Source organism: Prevotella ihumii, assembly GCF_900155655.1.
In the GTDB taxonomy this organism is placed as follows: Bacteria; Bacteroidota; Bacteroidia; order Bacteroidales; family Bacteroidaceae; genus Prevotella; species Prevotella ihumii.
Map to the genome: position 1 here is coordinate 2,295,693 of NZ_LT706987.1, position 17,714 is coordinate 2,313,406.

12 protein-coding genes, 1 tRNA gene and 1 pseudogene are annotated in these 17,714 nt (G+C 40.8%); 8 read left to right on the forward strand and 6 right to left on the reverse strand.

The features are described 5' to 3' along the window. Window positions 1–2 precede the first annotated feature (2 nt). The 3 genes from CZ367_RS10205 to CZ367_RS10215 form a co-directional block, all read right to left on the reverse strand. Entirely contained in the window at window positions 3–1,901 is a 1,899-nt protein-coding gene (locus CZ367_RS10205) for a 2-oxoacid:acceptor oxidoreductase subunit alpha (RefSeq protein WP_077196779.1), read from the reverse strand. A 1,074-nt stretch (window positions 1,902–2,975) separates the two neighbouring features. Then, on the reverse strand, window positions 2,976–3,464 hold the full coding sequence (locus tag CZ367_RS10210; protein WP_077196780.1) for an arginine repressor: 489 nt from the start codon (window positions 3,462–3,464) through the stop codon (window positions 2,976–2,978). Between the two features lie 226 nt (window positions 3,465–3,690). After that, entirely contained in the window at window positions 3,691–4,410 is a 720-nt protein-coding gene (locus CZ367_RS10215; protein ID WP_077196781.1) for a Bax inhibitor-1/YccA family protein, read from the reverse strand. Window positions 4,411–5,199: 789 nt separating this feature from the next. Between CZ367_RS10215 and CZ367_RS10225 the strand changes: the two genes are divergently transcribed. The 5 genes from CZ367_RS10225 to CZ367_RS10250 all read left to right on the forward strand — a co-directional run bounded on the left by CZ367_RS10225 (window position 5,200) and on the right by CZ367_RS10250 (window position 13,239). After that, window positions 5,200–5,763, forward strand: coding sequence for a hypothetical protein (locus CZ367_RS10225; RefSeq protein ID WP_077197427.1), 564 nt, complete (start codon window positions 5,200–5,202; stop codon window positions 5,761–5,763). 938 nt (window positions 5,764–6,701) lie between these two features. Continuing rightward, window positions 6,702–7,244, forward strand: a complete 543-nt coding sequence (locus CZ367_RS10235) for a hypothetical protein (RefSeq protein ID WP_077196783.1) — start codon at window positions 6,702–6,704, stop codon at window positions 7,242–7,244. A gap of 34 nt (window positions 7,245–7,278) precedes the next feature. Further along, window positions 7,279–9,342, forward strand: a complete 2,064-nt coding sequence (metG, locus tag CZ367_RS10240; protein ID WP_077196784.1) for a methionine--tRNA ligase — start codon at window positions 7,279–7,281, stop codon at window positions 9,340–9,342. Window positions 9,343–9,590: 248 nt separating this feature from the next. Beyond that, the gene (locus CZ367_RS10245; protein WP_077196785.1) at window positions 9,591–11,105 is read left to right on the forward strand and encodes a GH3 auxin-responsive promoter family protein; all 1,515 of its coding nucleotides are present in this window, start codon (window positions 9,591–9,593) and stop codon (window positions 11,103–11,105) included. Window positions 11,106–11,160: 55 nt separating this feature from the next. Beyond that, entirely contained in the window at window positions 11,161–13,239 is a 2,079-nt protein-coding gene (locus CZ367_RS10250; protein WP_077196786.1) for an Ig-like domain-containing protein, read from the forward strand. Window positions 13,240–13,693: 454 nt separating this feature from the next. Here CZ367_RS10250 and CZ367_RS10255 read toward each other — a convergent pair whose 3' ends face one another. Further along, on the reverse strand, window positions 13,694–14,869 hold the full coding sequence (locus tag CZ367_RS10255) for an RtcB family protein (RefSeq protein ID WP_077196787.1): 1,176 nt from the start codon (window positions 14,867–14,869) through the stop codon (window positions 13,694–13,696). 530 nt (window positions 14,870–15,399) lie between these two features. On the opposite strand from CZ367_RS10255, the pseudogene CZ367_RS16760 reads away from it, so the two are divergent. From CZ367_RS16760 to CZ367_RS10265, 3 genes and pseudogenes are all read left to right on the forward strand, one after another. Further along, window positions 15,400–15,576 (forward strand): annotated as a pseudogene (locus CZ367_RS16760) (helix-turn-helix transcriptional regulator); the annotation flags it as partial. Window positions 15,577–15,714: 138 nt separating this feature from the next. Next, window positions 15,715–15,909: a WCX domain-containing protein gene (locus CZ367_RS16765; protein ID WP_449421168.1), complete on the forward strand. Its 195-nt coding sequence runs from the start codon at window positions 15,715–15,717 to the stop codon at window positions 15,907–15,909. A 94-nt stretch (window positions 15,910–16,003) separates the two neighbouring features. Continuing rightward, window positions 16,004–16,074, forward strand: a tRNA-Gln gene (locus CZ367_RS10265). Here the strand turns inward: CZ367_RS10265 and CZ367_RS15555 are convergent. Both CZ367_RS15555 and CZ367_RS10275 read right to left on the reverse strand, forming a co-directional pair. Beyond that, a complete protein-coding gene (locus CZ367_RS15555) occupies window positions 16,066–16,212 on the reverse strand; it encodes a hypothetical protein (protein WP_154669329.1) in 147 nt (48 codons plus the stop codon). The two genes, CZ367_RS10265 and CZ367_RS15555, sit on opposite strands and share 9 nt — an antisense overlap. Before the next feature lie 655 nt (window positions 16,213–16,867). Continuing rightward, window positions 16,868–17,575 carry an ABC transporter ATP-binding protein gene (locus CZ367_RS10275; RefSeq protein ID WP_077196790.1) on the reverse strand — a complete coding sequence of 236 codons (708 nt, stop codon included), beginning with the start codon at window positions 17,573–17,575 and terminating at the stop codon, window positions 16,868–16,870. Window positions 17,576–17,714 lie beyond the last annotated feature (139 nt).

The following is a 17,714-nucleotide window of genomic DNA, read 5'->3' on the forward strand; positions in this document are numbered from 1 at the left end:
TTTTATTGTAAGATTCTTGAATAGAATGTACCGCCTTCGTCCTTTGGAGCAGGAAGTGTCAATAAGCGTTCGAAGCCCTTAACGAGTTCTTGAACAACGAATGGTTGACCCTTAACTTGGTTGTACTGGTAAGGAGCGAAATGGTTGATACGGATACGGAGCAATGCTGCCAACTGACCGAGGTTTTGTTCAGCTACAACAACTTTCTTGTAGCGGTTCAATACCTCAGGAGTATTCTTTGGCAATGGGTTGACATACTTGAACTGTGCCAAAGCCACCTTGTGACCCTTTGCACGAAGCTCTTGCATTGCTGCATAGAGGTGCCCGTATGTACTACCGAAACCTACGATAAGCAAGTCGGCATCGTCCTTATCGCCTTGTACTTCAAGGTCTGGAACAGGGATGCGAGCCACCTTGTCGAAACGCAAGTGGTCCATCTTGTGGTGGTTGTCAGCATCAGTAGAGATTGCACCTGTCTTACCATCTTTTTCCAAACCACCGAGGATGTGCTCGTAGCCTTCCATACCTGGAATAGCCCAATAGCGTACATTGCTGTATTCGTCACGCTTGTAAGGACGATAGGTATAGCGTTGAGCCTCGGTAGCATAGTGAGGACGGATTTCAGGAAGGTCTTCCATCTTTGGCAATTGCCAAGCTGAAGAACCATTAGCAATAAATGCATCGGTAAGCAACACAACAGGAGTCATGTGCTCCAATGCCATCTTACAAGCTGCGAATGCAGCATCGAAGCAGTCTGTAGGACTTGTTGCAGCGATTACAGGCATAGGGCTTTCACCGTTACGTCCGTAAAGCACTTGCAAAAGGTCGGTCTGCTCACTCTTTGTAGGGAGACCTGTTGATGGTCCACCACGTTGTACGTCGATAACAACGAGTGGCAACTCATCGATAACTGCCAAGTTCAATGCTTCACTCTTCAAGCAGATACCAGGACCTGATGTAGAAGTTGCAGCCAAAGCACCTGCAAACGCAGCACCAATAGACGATGCAGCAGCCGAGATTTCATCTTCGCACTGTACTGTAACTACGCCCATTGACTTATGCTTAGCCAATTCGTGAAGGATGTCTGTAGCAGGAGTAATAGGGTATGAACCCAAGAAGAGTTTCATTCCAGCCTTTTCAGCAGCAGCCATCAAGCCGTATGCTGTAGCCTTATTACCAGTGATGTCCATATAACGTCCTGGCACCTTCTCCTTAGTTTCGATACGATATGTGTTTGGCACAGAAGCGTGTACGTTATGACCATAGTCGTAACCTGCCTCTACTACCTTAATATTAGCTTCAGCAATAGCTGGCTTCTTCTTGAACTTTTCACGGAGGAAGTTGCCTACCAATTCCAAGTCACGATTGAACAACCAGCAAACCAAGCCCAACGCAAACATATTGCGACACTTGAGCATAGACTTGTTGTCCATACCAGTTTCTGCTAAGCAGTCTTTCACCATCTTTGTAATAGGACAAGCTACTACACGGTCTGGGTCGATGCCCATTTCCTTCAAGTAGTCGTCTGTTGCAAACTCAGCCTTCTTCAAGTCGCGAGGGCTAAACGAGTCTGTGTCGATGATGATAGTACCTTGTGGCTTACAGTTTTTGTACTGTGTTTTTAAAGCAGCTGCATTCATAGCCACAAGCACATCACACTTGTCGCCAGGAGTGTAAACTTTACCTGCGCCAATGTGTACCCTAAATCCACTTACACCTGTGAGTGAGCCTTGCGGAGCACGGATGTCTGCTGGGTAGTCTGGGAATGTAGAAATACCATTACCTACGGTAGCTGACACATTTGAAAAAATGTTACCTGCCAGCTGCATACCATCGCCAGAGTCGCCTGAGAAAAGCACTACAACGTGCTCAAGCTCTTTCACTTCGATTTGTTCTTCCATAGAATTATTTCTTGTTTTAGAATTATTTCTTTATAATGGGTTAGTATTTGTTGGCAAAATTGCGAATAATAATTGAATTGGCAAAATGTTTTATAAGAAAAAAACAGAAAAGTTTTTAGTTTTTGCCTCCCCACACATATCAATATGTTGAATAAAAGCAATATGGGTGTGAAATCTGTTGATTATTTCCACAATTCCAATACATTTGTTTATAGTTTTCAATTTTAGTCTATCATCTTGAGGAACTTCTTATTTAGACATAATATTATTAGCGTATTTTACATTAATACTTTAATTCTCCTCAATTTGTCGGAAAACTGTTTTTACCCGTTGGCGGAATTAATTTAGTGCGTATTTAACCCCAAAACAGTTCATTTGACCCGTTTAGCTGCTTGTTCATTTATTTGCGAAACCTATGAGATGTCTTCTGGTCTTATTTTGGGTTTAACCCTCCTTATGTTTTTTGCTGTTATGCTGATTTAACATTTTAATTCCCCAAATAGAATTGTTTGATATTTCTTATTATATGTTCTAAATCTCTTTTGTTGGTATTATGGAAAGTCAAAGTTCATCTTTGACAATGCCAAACATATATGTTTTACCGCCTAAACATTGATGTTTGGCGTCCTTAAAGTTCAACTTTTGCCTTCTGAAATACCACTTAATAGCACTTTTATTATTCATATTCTCCTTTTATTAGTTCTATATTACTACAATTTAAATACTATATTCTTGCACACTTTTTTCAGTTTATTCATTACTCGTTGTCTATCAGTAGTTTACATTTGCACACCCATTTATACCACTTTTGTGTATCACGCTTCTTTTCAACGCATATACGAGAATTATGACCCTTGTATTTAACACTTATCCAAAGCAAAACGGAAAAAGAGAAAAAGATAAAAGAGAAATACGCTATCTATTGAATGAGGTAACAATTGGGATAGTAGCTAAAAAATAAAAATAATTACGCAACGGGTAGCTTTTATTTGTGTGTATAAAAACGAAAAAGCAAAGTTGCCCAACCGAATAGGCAACTTTGCTTATATAGAAGTCTTTGTGTTGTTGTTATTTTTAATACTCGTGATTTCTTATTTCAGGAATGATATAGCCCAACGAGTTCAAAATTTCATCTCTTGTGCATCCTTCTTTGGTCACAATAAAGATGGTGTCATCACCTGCAATGGTTCCTAAAACCTCGGGCAAGTCGCTATTGTCAAGGTTGTAAGCCACTGCGCTCGCATACCCTGGGGCTGTTTTCATCACTGCCATTTGTCCCGAGAAGTGTATTGACAGATAACCGCTGTGCTGCAACATTTCCGACGCCTTGGCTGGCGATGTCACTCTTTTGTACATAGAGTCGTTAGGTAGAACGTACACATACTTTCCATTCATCCATGCAGCTTTAGCTACTTTAAGTTGTTTCAGGTCGCGACTAAGTGTTGCTTGGGTCAATTTAAATCCCTCTTTCTCTAAGGCTTTGATTACTTCTTCTTGAGAACTCAGCTCCATACTTGAGATGAGCATCTTCAACGTTTCTAATCTTTTATTCTTAATTTTCATATTACAGAATATTTATTCATTGTTTGCTTGCAAATTTATCCATAATATTTTGAATATGCAAATAATTGCCTTAGAATTGTATAAAAACATTAAAGTTTTTTTCTTTTTATAGGACTTTTTTGTCACAATTATACACATTTTAGGCCACTGTGTGTATATTTTTAATAATAAAAGCCCACCTTTCGGTGAGCTTTCTTATTCTTTTTTCTCTTAATCAACTTATTTTTTAATCTCTACTGCCAAAGAAACGAAGCAAATGAATAAAGAGATTAATAAAGTCGAGATAAAGATTGAGTGCGCCAAGCAATGCTATCTTCTGTGCCGACTCGCCTGCATCGGGTGCGTGCATCAACATTTTCTTAATCGTCTGTACATCCCAAGCGGTAAGTCCTGTAAAGACTAAGACTATCAAACCACTCAAAATGAAGTCGAACATCGAACTTTTAAGGAAAATATTTACCATTCCCGCAATGATAAGTCCGAAGAGTGCCATCAGCAAGTAGCCACCTATGTTCGACAAGTCTTTCTTTGTGGTATAGCCAATAAATGCCATTGCGCTAAATGTACCAGCAGTGACGAAGAAGGTTTGTGCAATCGAACCGATGCTATAAACCGCAAATATCGACCCCAACGTTAATCCATTGATTACAGAAAAAGCAATAAAGCCAATTGTAGCACTCGGCAATGAAAGTTTATGAATGCGTGCTGAAAGATAAAACACAAGTGCTAATTCGGCTATCATCAAGCCGAAAAACACAATAGAATTGTTAAAGATTGCCATCAGCAATGCTTCTGATGTGCCAACTCCGTATGCCACCACGCCTGTAATGATGAGTGCCATCGTCATCCACGTGTACACTTTGCGCATAAGAAGCGGTAGACTGCGCGACATAGCAAGCTCTTGTTCGCGACTGTTGATGTTACTGAAACGATTGTCAAATTCCATATTCGTAAAATATTAATTGTTTGCTTTCTGTAAGGTATATGCAAAAAATATGCCTATTGGTACAAAAGTAGTACAAAGCTCAATATTTTCCAAAACTTTTGGTGCTTTTTAGCAACTTTTTTATTCTGCTGTCAACTTGTCTTTGTCTGCTTCTTGTCGCTTAGCGGTCTATATATATAATAAGGTGGAATATACGCACAGCAGCTTGCTCTTATTTTTTCACTTCTTCCCACACCATTCTGTTAATTGTTTACATTTTATCAATATTTTCACCCAATCCATAGCCAACAGCGTTGATTTATATCAATATTAACGCCTAAAAGCAACTTTTTCGCTTGTATCATTTGTTTTATTGTAATTATTACTCTATCTTTGCAACGTGTTTTTCATAGTATTAGATTTAAGGTTAACAAAGGTTGGAGTACAGCGGTACTCCTTTTTTTATGCCCATACGTTTCGTATGTCTATAAATTAGCTTTGTTAGATTTTGAGCTTATTTTTGAGGTCAAAATGCAAGAGAGTGAAGGCGTAGCGTCAAATTACTCCATAATTGAAAATATTCCCCCAAAAGGAGTGAGTTTCTCAGATTTAATTTGTATCTTTGCCATATCTATCGTTGGATTCTCTTGTTTTTTTGCAACACTAAAACAAGTGAAAATTCTGACATAGCAAAATCCTGGGACGCTCGGCTCTGCCGCTTGCCAAAGCAAGAGCTTTTTGTTGTTCAGGTACTTAAAAATTTTAATTTATAATAGTGTTGCGGAATTAATGTTTTTAAATCACACGAATATGAAAAAGAGTTTACTACTTGCAGTATCATTGCTTTTCAGCTTGACTACTATTTTTGCGCAAAGTGTTACTGTTCCTGAACCAGAGTTTGCAGATCAAACTTATTTATTAACTTCCAACACCACTTACAAGTTATTACCACGAGAGACAGGTGTCATAAAAACGAAAGCTGGTGCTTCATTGTATCTGACAGGTATTGGTAAAGTGAAAACGCGTCTTACGCTTGCGGGAAAATCGTCTAAAATTTCCATACCTACAGGGCAAGTGCGTCTAATTATAAAGGCTACCAACAACGACACTGATCCCTCTTCATTTATCAACATTTTTCCTTTTGAAATTAAAGGGAAAGAGCGCAGAGTACAACTCGCTGAAGCAGGTACTTTGTCTGCTTCGAAATCTAACTCGTTGGGACAAATTGACTTTGAGGCAAAAAAGTACGGAAAGAGTTCTTACTACATTGTAATAGACAATTTACAACCAGGAGAATACGGAATCAACTTAGGCGACCCGGATAAACTGAATGAAAAAAATGATATGAAAGTTACAACATTCAATGTGAAATAAATATTGTTTTATATTGCTGTCCGATAAAACTTTTATTGATTTATAAAATTAGGGCTGACACTTCTCACGAGGTATCAGCCCTTTCGTATTCCTCGTGGAAGAAAGGTGTTGTCGAGAACGCAAATAAACTCATCGGAATGTACATACCCAAAAGGTGAACTTAAACAATTTCTCAGACCGAAAAATAATGTAAATACAAAAAAAATAAACAGAAGAAAAAGAAAAAAACTCAAATCTACAACTAAGCCCTTCAACGTCCTTCTTGCGTGTACACATCCTCTCATTACTGAATTTGCATATAATTTGAACTTGAAGCACCCACTTCTGTCTACAATATCCCCTTACCCCACAATGTGACTTGAGGCAATACACAATATCATTCCCATAAGTTGTAGGCATTATCCAAAATCAGTCTGGAAAACATCTGCGTAAGCATTATTATAGGTATAGGGCGGTTCTATAAATTAGCTTTGTTAGATTTTGAGCTTATTTTTGAGGTCTAAATGCAAGAGCGTGAAGGCGTAGCGTCAAATTGCTCCATAACCCGAAAATATTCCCCCAAAAGGAGTGAGTTTCTCAGATTTAATTTGTATCTTTGCCATGTCTATCGTTGGATTCTCTTGGCTTTTTTGCAACACTAAAATAAGTGAAAATTCTGACATGACAAAATCCTGAGACGCTCGGCTCTGCCGCTTGCCAAAGCAAGAGCTTTTTGTTGCTCAGGTACTTAAAAAGTTTAATTTATAATAGTGTTGCGGAATTAAGGTAAAAAAGAGGAGGTGCCTATTTTGATACACCCCCGCCCATCACAAGTTAAGTGGAACTCGATAAATCGAGCCCCTATATGCCCCTTGCGCATATTAAAACACTTATCCGCCTATGAGTTTCAAATATTTATCGTAACTTTGCAGCTTGTATAATTATAGTGACTTAACAAGATGAGAAAAACGTTATATATAGCTACTGCCGTGGCTTCATTGGCAATGCTTTGGAGTTGTGGCACACAAAAGCAGGTGGTAACGATGCCGCAAGAAGCTCCCGTGCAGCAAATGGCAGAGCAAGTTACGCCCAATCCTGAGGTTATAAGCATTGCAGAGGCTATCAGCATATTCGAACATCCTGAAACTACAGCCGAGGTAACAAAGAAGTATGGCTACACCTTAAAGAATGGTTACGAGATATACCGTCTTGACAAATTCTCTAAGATGTATTATAAGAACTGCAAATTGGCGAAAATTCTGACAGGTACAGCTTACGAGGACTATCCTAAACCTTTGCGCAAAGGGGTGTCGAGCTATGTGGCTTTCAAGGACGGAGCTATTATCATCGGGGTGTTCAATCAGGCAGCTTACGACAATCTTGTGGCACAAGTCAAGGCAGCAGGTTTTGTACTTGATATGCCTGGAAACGAAGATATATATATAAAAGGTGGACGCACCATAGGTTGTTATGCAGGTGCAAAGACCGTAAGAGTGCAGTAAAAACGAAAAGAAAACAAAAAACAAGAATATCTATATGGAAGAGAAGAAATACAAGCGCACTACCGTAACGGCAGCTTTGCCATACGCTAACGGTGGTGTACATATCGGTCACTTGGCAGGTGTTTACGTGCCTTCGGATATTTATGTTCGCTATTTGCGATTGAAAAAAGAGGAAGTTATCTTCATCGGAGGTAGCGACGAACACGGTGTGCCTATCACCTTGCGCGCAAAGAAAGAGGGCGTTACGCCTCAAGATGTGTGCGACCGCTATCATAAAATGATTAAGGATTCGTTCGAAGATTTCGGTATCTCGTTCGATGTATATAGTCGTACAACAAGCGAAATCCACCATAAGTTTGCATCAGACTTCTTTCGCAAGCTCTACGATGAAGGCAAACTTGTAGAGAAAGAAAGCGAACAACTTTACGATGAAGAGGCTAAGCAGTTTCTTGCCGACCGCTATGTGATGGGCGAATGTCCTCATTGCCACAACGAAAATGCGTATGGAGACCAGTGCGAAAAGTGTGGTAGCGACCTCAGTCCAATGGAATTGATTAATCCTCACTCTACCATTTCGGGTTCAAAGCCTGTGGTTAAGACTACCAAGAACTGGTATCTGCCCTTGAACGACTATCAAGAATGGTTGAAGCAATGGATTTTGGAAGAACATAAGGAGTGGCGTCCAAATGTATATGGTCAGTGTAAGAGTTGGTTGGATATGGATTTACAACCACGTGCAATGACGCGCGACCTTAATTGGGGTATTCCTGTACCTGTGGAAGGTGCTGAAGGTAAGGTGCTTTATGTATGGTTTGATGCGCCTATTGGCTATATCTCAAACACTAAAGAGCTTTGCGACCGTGAGCCAGAACGTTTTGGCACTTGGCAAAAGTGGTGGCAAGACCCTGAAAGTCGTTTGGTTCACTTCATCGGAAAAGATAACATCGTGTTCCATTGCGTTATCTTCCCAAGTATGTTGAAGGCACACGGCGACTACATTTTGCCCGACAACGTGCCGTCAAACGAGTTCCTCAATCTTGAAAACGATAAGATTTCTACAAGTCGCAACTGGGCAGTGTGGTTGCACGAGTACTTGGTAGACTTCCCTAACAAGCAGGATGTTTTGCGCTATGTGCTTACAGCCAATGCACCTGAAACTAAGGATAACAACTTTACTTGGAAGGATTTCCAAGAGCGTAACAATAGCGAATTGGTGGCTGTTTATGGCAACTTCGTGAACCGTGCTTTGCAGTTGACTTGGAAATATTGGAATGGTGTAGTGCCTTCTTGTGGCGATTTGCAGGAGGTAGACCGTCAAACTATTCAAGAATTTAAGGACGTTAAGGAGAAAGTAGAGGGTTATCTTGATGTGTTTAAGTTCCGTGAAGCACAGAAAGAGGCGATGAATTTGGCACGCATTGGCAATCGCTACATTACAGAGTGTGAGCCTTGGAAAGTTTGGAAAACTGACCCAAAGCGTGTAGAGACCATTCTTAATATCTCGCTCCAATTGGTTGCCAACCTTAGTATTGCTTTCGAACCTTTCTTGCCTTTCAGTAGTAAAGAGCTTCGCAATATGATAGGTCTTGACAACTACGATTGGACACAGCTTGGAAGTACCGAAATTCTTGCTGCAGGACACCAGTTGAGCGAACCTCACTTGCTCTTTGAAAAGATTGAAGATGAGGCAATTGATGCACAACTGAAGAAATTGGAAGACACAAAGAAGGAGAATGAAGCTGCAAACTATGTGGCAGAGCCTATCAAGAAAGAAGTTTCGTTCGACGACTTTGAGAAGATGGACATTCGTGTGGGACATATCGTAAACTGCGAAAAGGTGAAGAAGAGCAAGAAGTTGCTTCAGTTTACCATTGACGATGGTTCGGGTACACCTCGCACAATCCTTAGTGGTATTGCTGCGTTCTACGAGCCAGAGCAGCTCATTGGTAAAGACGTGCTCTTCATTGCCAACTTTGCACCACGCAAGATGATGGGCATCGAAAGTCAAGGTATGATTCTTTCGGCTGTCAACTTCGATGGTTCGTTGAGTGTTACTACAACTCTTGGCGAGGTGAAACCAGGTAGCCAGGTGGGCTAAACTGCTGATTTAGAAACGAAAAAATAAATGATAAGTAAGCAAAGATGCACGCAAAGTGGGTGTGTCTTTGCTTTTTTTATATACAAAGCGGTAAGTCGGAAGTTTTATGCGCAACATAATATATGCTTATACATCACCCTATTATTGCAAAGGAAACATAGAGAGCTATACATTATTAAAATTAGTAAAATAATAGGATAATCCTTTTTTTTGCTGTACTTTTGTAATTCATTATATATAGGTCAGAAATGAATCTTACAAGTATAGTCAACAAGCTGTATTTCCACCCACGTTCTAAGGAATTGGAACGCTATGTGGGAAACGCCGAAGCTATCCAGCAGGAAGTGCTACAGTATCTTGTAGCCCAAGGAAAAGAAACGGAATATGGAAGGAAACATCTCTTTTCCACTATTAAATCGTATGAAGATTTTGCGCAAAACATACCCGTCAATACCTACGAAGAACTAAAAGGCGACATTGATCGTATGCGCCATGGCGAACGAAACATATTGTGGCCAGGGCACGTAAAGTGGTTTGCAAAATCGTCGGGTACAACCAATGACAAGAGCAAATTTATACCTGTCTCGGCAGAAGGTTTGCAATCGGTTCATTATCAAGGCGGAAAAGACGTTATTGCGCTCTATCTTAGAAACAATCCAACGAGTCGTATGTTCAACGGAAAGGGCTTGATATTAGGCGGAAGCCATTCGTCTAATTACAATTTGCCTAACTCGTTAGTGGGCGACTTGAGTGCTATTCTTATCGAAAATATCAATCCTTTGGTGAATTTTTGTCGAGTTCCTTCAAAAGAAGTGGCATTGTTGAGCGACTTTGAAGTGAAGCGCGACCGCATAGCACAGGAGACTTTAAACAAGAATGTTACCAATATTTCGGGTGTTCCTTCGTGGATGCTCTCGGTTTTGGTGCGTGTGTTAGAGCTTTCGGGTAAACAGCACATCAACGAGGTATGGCCCAATTTGGAAGTATTCTTCCATGGTGGAATTGCTTTCACGCCTTATCGTGAACAATACAAGCAAATCATTACCCACCCAGAGATGCAATATATGGAAACTTATAATGCGTCAGAAGGATTTTTTGGTATTCAGAGCGACCCTTCCGACCCTGCTATGTTGCTGATGTTGGATTATGGTGTGTTCTACGAATTCTTGCCGATGGACGAGTATGGGAGCGATCGTCCAAACATAGTTCCTCTAAGTGGCGTGGAAGTGGAACGCAACTATGCTATGCTTATCACAACCGCTTGTGGCTTATGGCGTTACGAAATAGGCGATACCATTCGATTTACTTCTAAAAATCCATATAAGTTTGTCATCACAGGACGTACCAAATACTTTATCAATGCCTTTGGCGAAGAGCTGATAATGGACAATGCCGAAAAGGGATTAGAGGCAGCTTGTAAGGCTACGGGCGCACAAATAACCGAATATACGGTAGCACCGATATTTATGGACGCTAACGCTAAGTGTCGCCATCAGTGGCTTATAGAGTTTTCGAAGTTCCCTTCTTCAATGGAAGCGTTTGCAACCATGCTTGATACAAAGCTGCAAGAAATAAATTCAGACTATGAGGCAAAGCGTTTCCACGATGTAACTTTGCAACAATTAGAAGTGGTAGTGGCACGCAAAGAGTTGTTCAATGATTGGCTCAAATCTAAAGGTAAATTGGGTGGACAACACAAAGTTCCTCGCTTATCGAATAGTCGAAAAAATCTTGAAGAACTATTGGAAATGAATAAGGGATAAAAGATTATGGTTTAATTTAAAAGCTATTTAGTTGTATAATATAAATTAAAAACTAATGGATAAACAAGATTTAAAGAATTATCTATGGCGGTTGAAGGGCTTGGCAGTGCTTTCTGTTATGTCAATACTTCTTTTCTCTTGCGCCAGAATGGGGCAGCCTGACGGTGGGTGGTACGACGAAGCACCGCCAAAGATACTCGCAACATCGCCAGCCGACCGTGCAACAGATGTGAACAGCAAGAAAGTAACAATTCTTTTCAACGAGTTTATCAAGTTAGACAATCCTTCCGAGAAAGTAGTGGTTTCACCTCCGCAATTAGAAACACCAGAAATAAAAGCTCAAGGCAAGCGCATTTCAGTGACATTGATGGACTCGCTGAAACCAAACACTACATACACGATAGACTTTTCTGATGCTATTTCGGACAACAACGAGGGCAATCCGATGGGCAACTACACTTATTCGTTCTCTACGGGTGAAGCTATCGATACTATGGAAGTGGCTGGCTACGTGTTGGAAGCCGAAAATTTAGAACCTATCAAGGGTATTCTTGTGGGCTTATACAGCAACCAAACCGACACAGCTTTTACCAAATTGCCAATGCTGCGTGTATCTCGCACCGATGATAAAGGCCACTTCAGCATCAAAGGAGTGAAGATTGGCGATTACAGAATTTATGCCCTACAAGATGCTGACGGCAACTATCGGTTCACACAACAAAGTGAAAAGATAGCTTTCACACCCGAAGTGATAATGCCATCGTCACGCCCTGATGTGCGACAAGATACCCTTTGGCGCGATTCGCTTCGTATTCTTGACATCAAACAAACACCTTATACCCGCTTCTTACCTGATGATGTGGTACTTACAGCCTTTACCGAAGTACAGACCAACCGTTACTTTTTAAAGGCTGAACGTAAACAACCCGACTTCTTTTCTCTCTTTTTTACTTATGGTAATGCCGAATTACCAAAGATTACAGGTATAAATTTCGATGCTACCGATGCGTTTGTTGTAGAGCCATCGCTCAATCAAGACACCATAACCTATTGGTTGCGCGACACGGCACTTATCAATCAAGACACCCTACGTATGCAAATTGAATATCAAGGAACAGATTCGTTGGGAGCATTACAATTGAAAACCGACACCTTAGAAGTACTCTCTAAAACGCCATACGCTAAACGCTTGAAGCAACAGCAAGAGAAGTATGACAAATGGAAGAAGCAACAAGACAAGAACAAAGAGAAAGGCAAGAAATACGAAACTACATACCCCGCAGAAGCATTGGATGTGAGATACAACTTCAGTTCTCAACTTGCGCCAGATGAGAACCTTATCTTCGACCTTCCTTTCCCCATATCCCAATGCGATACAACCAAGATACATTTGTACGAAAAGGTGGACACGCTGTGGACGCTCGTTCCCTATCAGATGGGTATAGCCCCCACACAACACCGACGATACAAGCTCATTGGCGAATGGAAACCACAGAGTGAATATAGTTTGGAATTAGATTCAATGGCATTTACCGATATATATGGCAAGGTATCTAAACCCTCAAAACAAGGCATAAGAATCAATGCGTTAGAAACATACAGCACACTCATTGTTTCGCTACAAGGAATGGAAAGCAAGAAAAACTGCATCTTGCAACTCCTCAACGAGGGCGAAAAAGTAATAAAAGAGGTAGCAGCAACCAACAATGAGGCAGTGTTCTACTACGTCAAACCGAGCATTTACTACCTCCGTGTGATAGTAGACGACAACGATAACGGACGTTGGGACACTGGATTGTACAGTGAGCAGCGACAAGCCGAGGCAGTATATTACTACACGAAAGAGATAGAGTGTAAAGAGAAAAAGGAAGTACGCCTTACATGGAGCCCACTCAGCACACCGCTGTACAAACAAAAGCCCGACAAGATAACCAAACAAAAGGGTGAAACCAAACGAAAAATACAAGGCAAAAACCTTGAACGTGCCAAGCAATTGGGCTTAGAATACAATCCGAAAAATGGTCTTACCGAAGACAAAAAATTGACCAAGAAGGAGAAAAAAGCAGCAAAAAAGGCACTAAAAGCAGCCAAACAAGTTGTGAAAGACCAAGCCGAAAAAGACAGAAAGCAATAAATCTTAAGCGAGCGAAAGCAGCATAACAGCTGTTTTCGCTCGCTTTTTTTATTCCTATTTATAACCTATAACCATTCTCGTTTCCATCTATCTGAAACAAGTTTTTAGCCTTCTCCCAGTAATAATCCCAAATCGGTCGTTAGACTTCTTCGAGATTTGCGAGCTTATTTTGAGCTATTTTTGGTTGTTTTTGAAGACGTTTAGCGAGCTAAACAACTGAAAAAACAAACGAAAAGAGCCAAAATAAGGTGCAAAGACGAAGAAAAGCATAACAGCTAAACGCTTTAAAAAGCCTTTGCGGGCTAATGACCGATTTGGGATAATCCCAAATCAGACATTAGATAAGTTTTGGTTTCTCCTCATATATTATTGAAACTTGTGAGGTGGAATAATGGCAGCAAAGCGTTAAAAACCTTGCTGCCATCTTTAGATGAACGTTGTTTATGTGTTGGTATTAGTCGCCTTTTATCACCGCTAAGGGCAGCAGTCGTGTCTTTATTCGCACAAGGTCTTTTTGGTTTTCCATCACCTTTTCTATATCCTTATACGCACCTGTGGCTTCCTGCATATCGGCTTGCGAACGTATAGCGTGTATAATGCCACGTGCCTCCAATGCAGCTATTTCGGCTTGCATATCAAGGGTGTGGATAGCCATACTTCGGCTTAAAGCTCGCCCTGCTCCGTGCGAACACGAATTGAACGAGTCGGGATTGCCCAAGCCTTCCACAATGTACGAGGCTGTACCCTGACTTCCAGGAATGATGCCTATCATACCTTTCTCTGCCAATGTTGCCCCCTTGCGGTGAACAACCACCGTCTCGCCAAAGTGTTTTTCCCACGCTGCATAATTGTGGGCAATGTTTATCATCGGTTCAAATTCAGCATCGGGAACTACCGAGGCTATCACTTCTTCGATACGTTGCATCATCAATCGGCGGTTGCAATAGGCAAAAGCCACGCAATATTCCATTTCTGCCCAATAGTCCTTAAATTCTTTGGCGCATACGGGGAGAAAAGCCAACTTCATATCCTCCGACACAACAGAGTGGTATTGTGCATTGAGCTGCTTAGCCAACTTGTTGTAGTGTTCGCCTACCATCTTACCAAGGTTTCTCGACCCTGAGTGAATCATTATCCAAAGCCACCCCTCTTCGTCTTTCTGAAGTTCTATAAAGTGATTTCCGCCACCAAGCGTACCCACTTGTTTCTTAATAGATTTCCATTGACTTCGCACCACAAAAAGCTTGTCTATATCAAATCCTTGTGGCAAATAGCTCTCGTCTTGCTGCGTTTTGTGACGTTTCATTCCCAATGGAATTTGCGCTCTGATGCCGCTCATTATCTGTTTGCGAATAATGTCGGGCGTAAGCGAATCGGATCTGATATTGGTCTTCACGGCACACATTCCGCACCCTATATCTACGCCCACAGCATTGGGGATAACCACATCTTTGCAAGCCAATACGCCCCCAATAGGCATTCCCATTCCAGCGTGTGCATCGGGCATCATTGCTATGTGGTGAAAGACGAAGGGAAGACTTGCAAGATTTGTAATCTGCGATATTGCTTTCTCGTCCAACTCGTCAACCCATAATTTTACAGGACTGTTCTTAATTACTTTTACTTCCATAGTTTTACTTTTTTATTTGATAAATGATTACGAGTGCAAAGTTAGAATGGGGATGCGCAATGTTTTTGCGTAACAGAAATGAAAGTGAAAAAGCTACTTTTTTTGACGCAAAAAACGTTGATACGCAGTAAATCTCGTAAGCCTCCGCAGTGATACTATAGACTAACAAACTTATTGGTCTGTTTTTCCTTTCTCTATCCTTCAGAAACAATACATCAATCTATTTGCTGCAAAATATATATGTTTGGCATTGCCAAAGTTCAACTTTGAGCGTGTAAAACATATATGTATTGGGTGGTGAAACATATATGTTTCAGAACGCATTTATAACTATCTTATAATCAAAATATTACAAACAAGATTTTTTGTTATCGAGCTTAAAGCCTCATTGTTCTATTCTTCCGTTACCCGATTGTTAAGCATTTTGAGCAACGAAATGCCGATTGCAGCCTTTTTCTCTTTGGCTTATCGGCTTTTTATATATAATAAAAGGTGTATCTTTGCCCCATCGTAACAAAACAGAAGCCTATATGCCTGCAAATAAGAATGCGTTGATACGCTACAAAACAATAGACAATTGTCTGCGAAACAAATATCGTAGATGGACTTTAGACGATTTTGTAGATGCGTGTTCGGACGCACTATACGATATGGAAGGTATCGTAAAAGGGGTATCGAGACGCACCATTCAGGGAGATTTCAACCTTGCTTTAGACCGCATTGTGAGTGTTGAACCCATCGATTTGCCTTTCAGAGAAAACCCAAAGTTTCACCCCGACCGCTTTTTCGAAGATTTAGTAGGCGTAACAAAGAATATCAATACGCGCCCAACAAAACTAACCTTTGTGGCGAATAGGTTTCAGGTCAACTACATAAAGACGAAACCCATACACGCAAGTCAGCAACTAATAGACGAAAACAGCGAAACGGGCGACTGCACTTTCACCACCAATGTGTGCCTCAACTACGAGCTCTATTCTGTTCTTATGTCGTATGGCAACGGCGTCAAGGTGGTTTCGCCACGCAATGCAATGCAGTGAAGTATATGAAGTGGTACAAAAAACAACTTTTTTAATAAAAAAGTCTCCAAAAATTTGGTAGTACCATAAAATATCACTAATTTTGCACCGCAATTGTCCTATGGTGTAATGGTAGCACAACAGGTTTTGGTTCTGTTTGTGGTGGTTCGAATCCGCCTAGGACAACAAGAAGCCCTCGAAGTAGCAATACTTCGAGGGCTTTTTTGTTGTTTGTTGGCAGTGGGTAGGGGCTCGATTGTCCGACTTGTCTGACTTGTCTGACTTGTCTGACCTGTCTGACGCGTCTGACTTGTCCGACCCCATTCGATAAAACTACAAATATCCACGACATAGCAATTATGGGCTCCCCTCCCAACGGAGGAGATGAGAGACTCTCGCTTATTCTTTACCTTTAGGCTGGTTCTATAAATTACCACCGCATATCGTCATTAAATTTTTATGAAATACGTTTTGTTATCTTTTGGCTTCTTTTTATATAAAATAGGCTGCGTCTCAACAATTCAAACAAGTTTGATTGCATTCGGCTTGCTCCGTTTTTGGTTCAAAATGTAAGTTCGTTCAGTCGTGTAGCTCGCTACACTCCTTCACACTCTTGCATTTTGACCTCAAAAATAAGCTCAAAATCTAACAAAGCTAATTTATAGACATACGAAACGTATGGGCATAAAAAAAGGAGTACCGCCGTACTCCAACCTTTGTTAACCTTAAATCTAATACTATGAAAAACACGATGCAAAGATAGGGGTAAAATTGGATATATGCAAATATTTAGCCAAAAATATTTCATATTTATGATATTCTTGATTAAAATCAAGAGTTCTACTATTTTATATATGCTGTCTAAAACTGAAATGTTGTAAAAAACGAACCGTTGTGTACCTTAACAGTACTGTTGGTTTAGAAAAAACGACGAATGGAGAAGTAGATGATGAAAATGTAGGGGTGAATAAAAATACATTTATTGTAATAGCTGTTCTATTTCTGTTTTCACCTTGTCGGCCTCCACTCGGTGCAATCCGTCTTTGTTTAGTTCCACCAAACAATCGGCAATGCGCAGTGCCAATTCAAGGTCGTGCGTAGAAAGGAATATCACCTTGTCGGTTTCTTTGGCTAAACGATGGAGCAGTTGGAGCATTTCCACTTTAGAAGGAAAGTCGAGAAAAGAGGTGGGCTCGTCAAGAAGAATAATGGGCGTTTCTTGCGCTAAGGCTTTCGCTATCATCACTTTTTGTCGCTCTCCGTCCGAAAGGGTTTGTATCATTCGTGTGCGGAGATGGCTGATGCCTACCATTTCTATGGCTTTGTCTACTATTGCTATATCCTCATTGTTCAGTTTGCCCCAAAAGCCCGTATAAGGTGTGCGCCCCATACCTATGGTATCGGTTACGCTAAGATTTTGCACATCTATGCGTTGGGTCAGTACGATGCCAATGAGTTTGGCGCGTTCACGTTGCGTAAGCATGTCCATATCGCGCCCATCTAAGAGGAGCTGTCCGCTAAGTTTGGGCAGAAAACCCGTTAACGTTTTTAGCAAGGTAGATTTTCCTATACCATTCGAGCCAATTAGACACGTGAGTTCTCCGCTTCGGATTTCTACGTTAATATCCGAAACCACAGGCGCAAAGCCTTTATAGCCAACCGATAATTTTTCAAGACGTATTTTCATCGCTTGCAAAGGTAAGGTTTCTTTTTTGTATAGGTTCTATTTCGGACAGATTTCCGCTTAGTTTAACCCAAATAGGTCGTTAGAATGAGAATGTATTTTGCGATTATTTTGAGATTTATTTTGCATATATCAAAGGAGC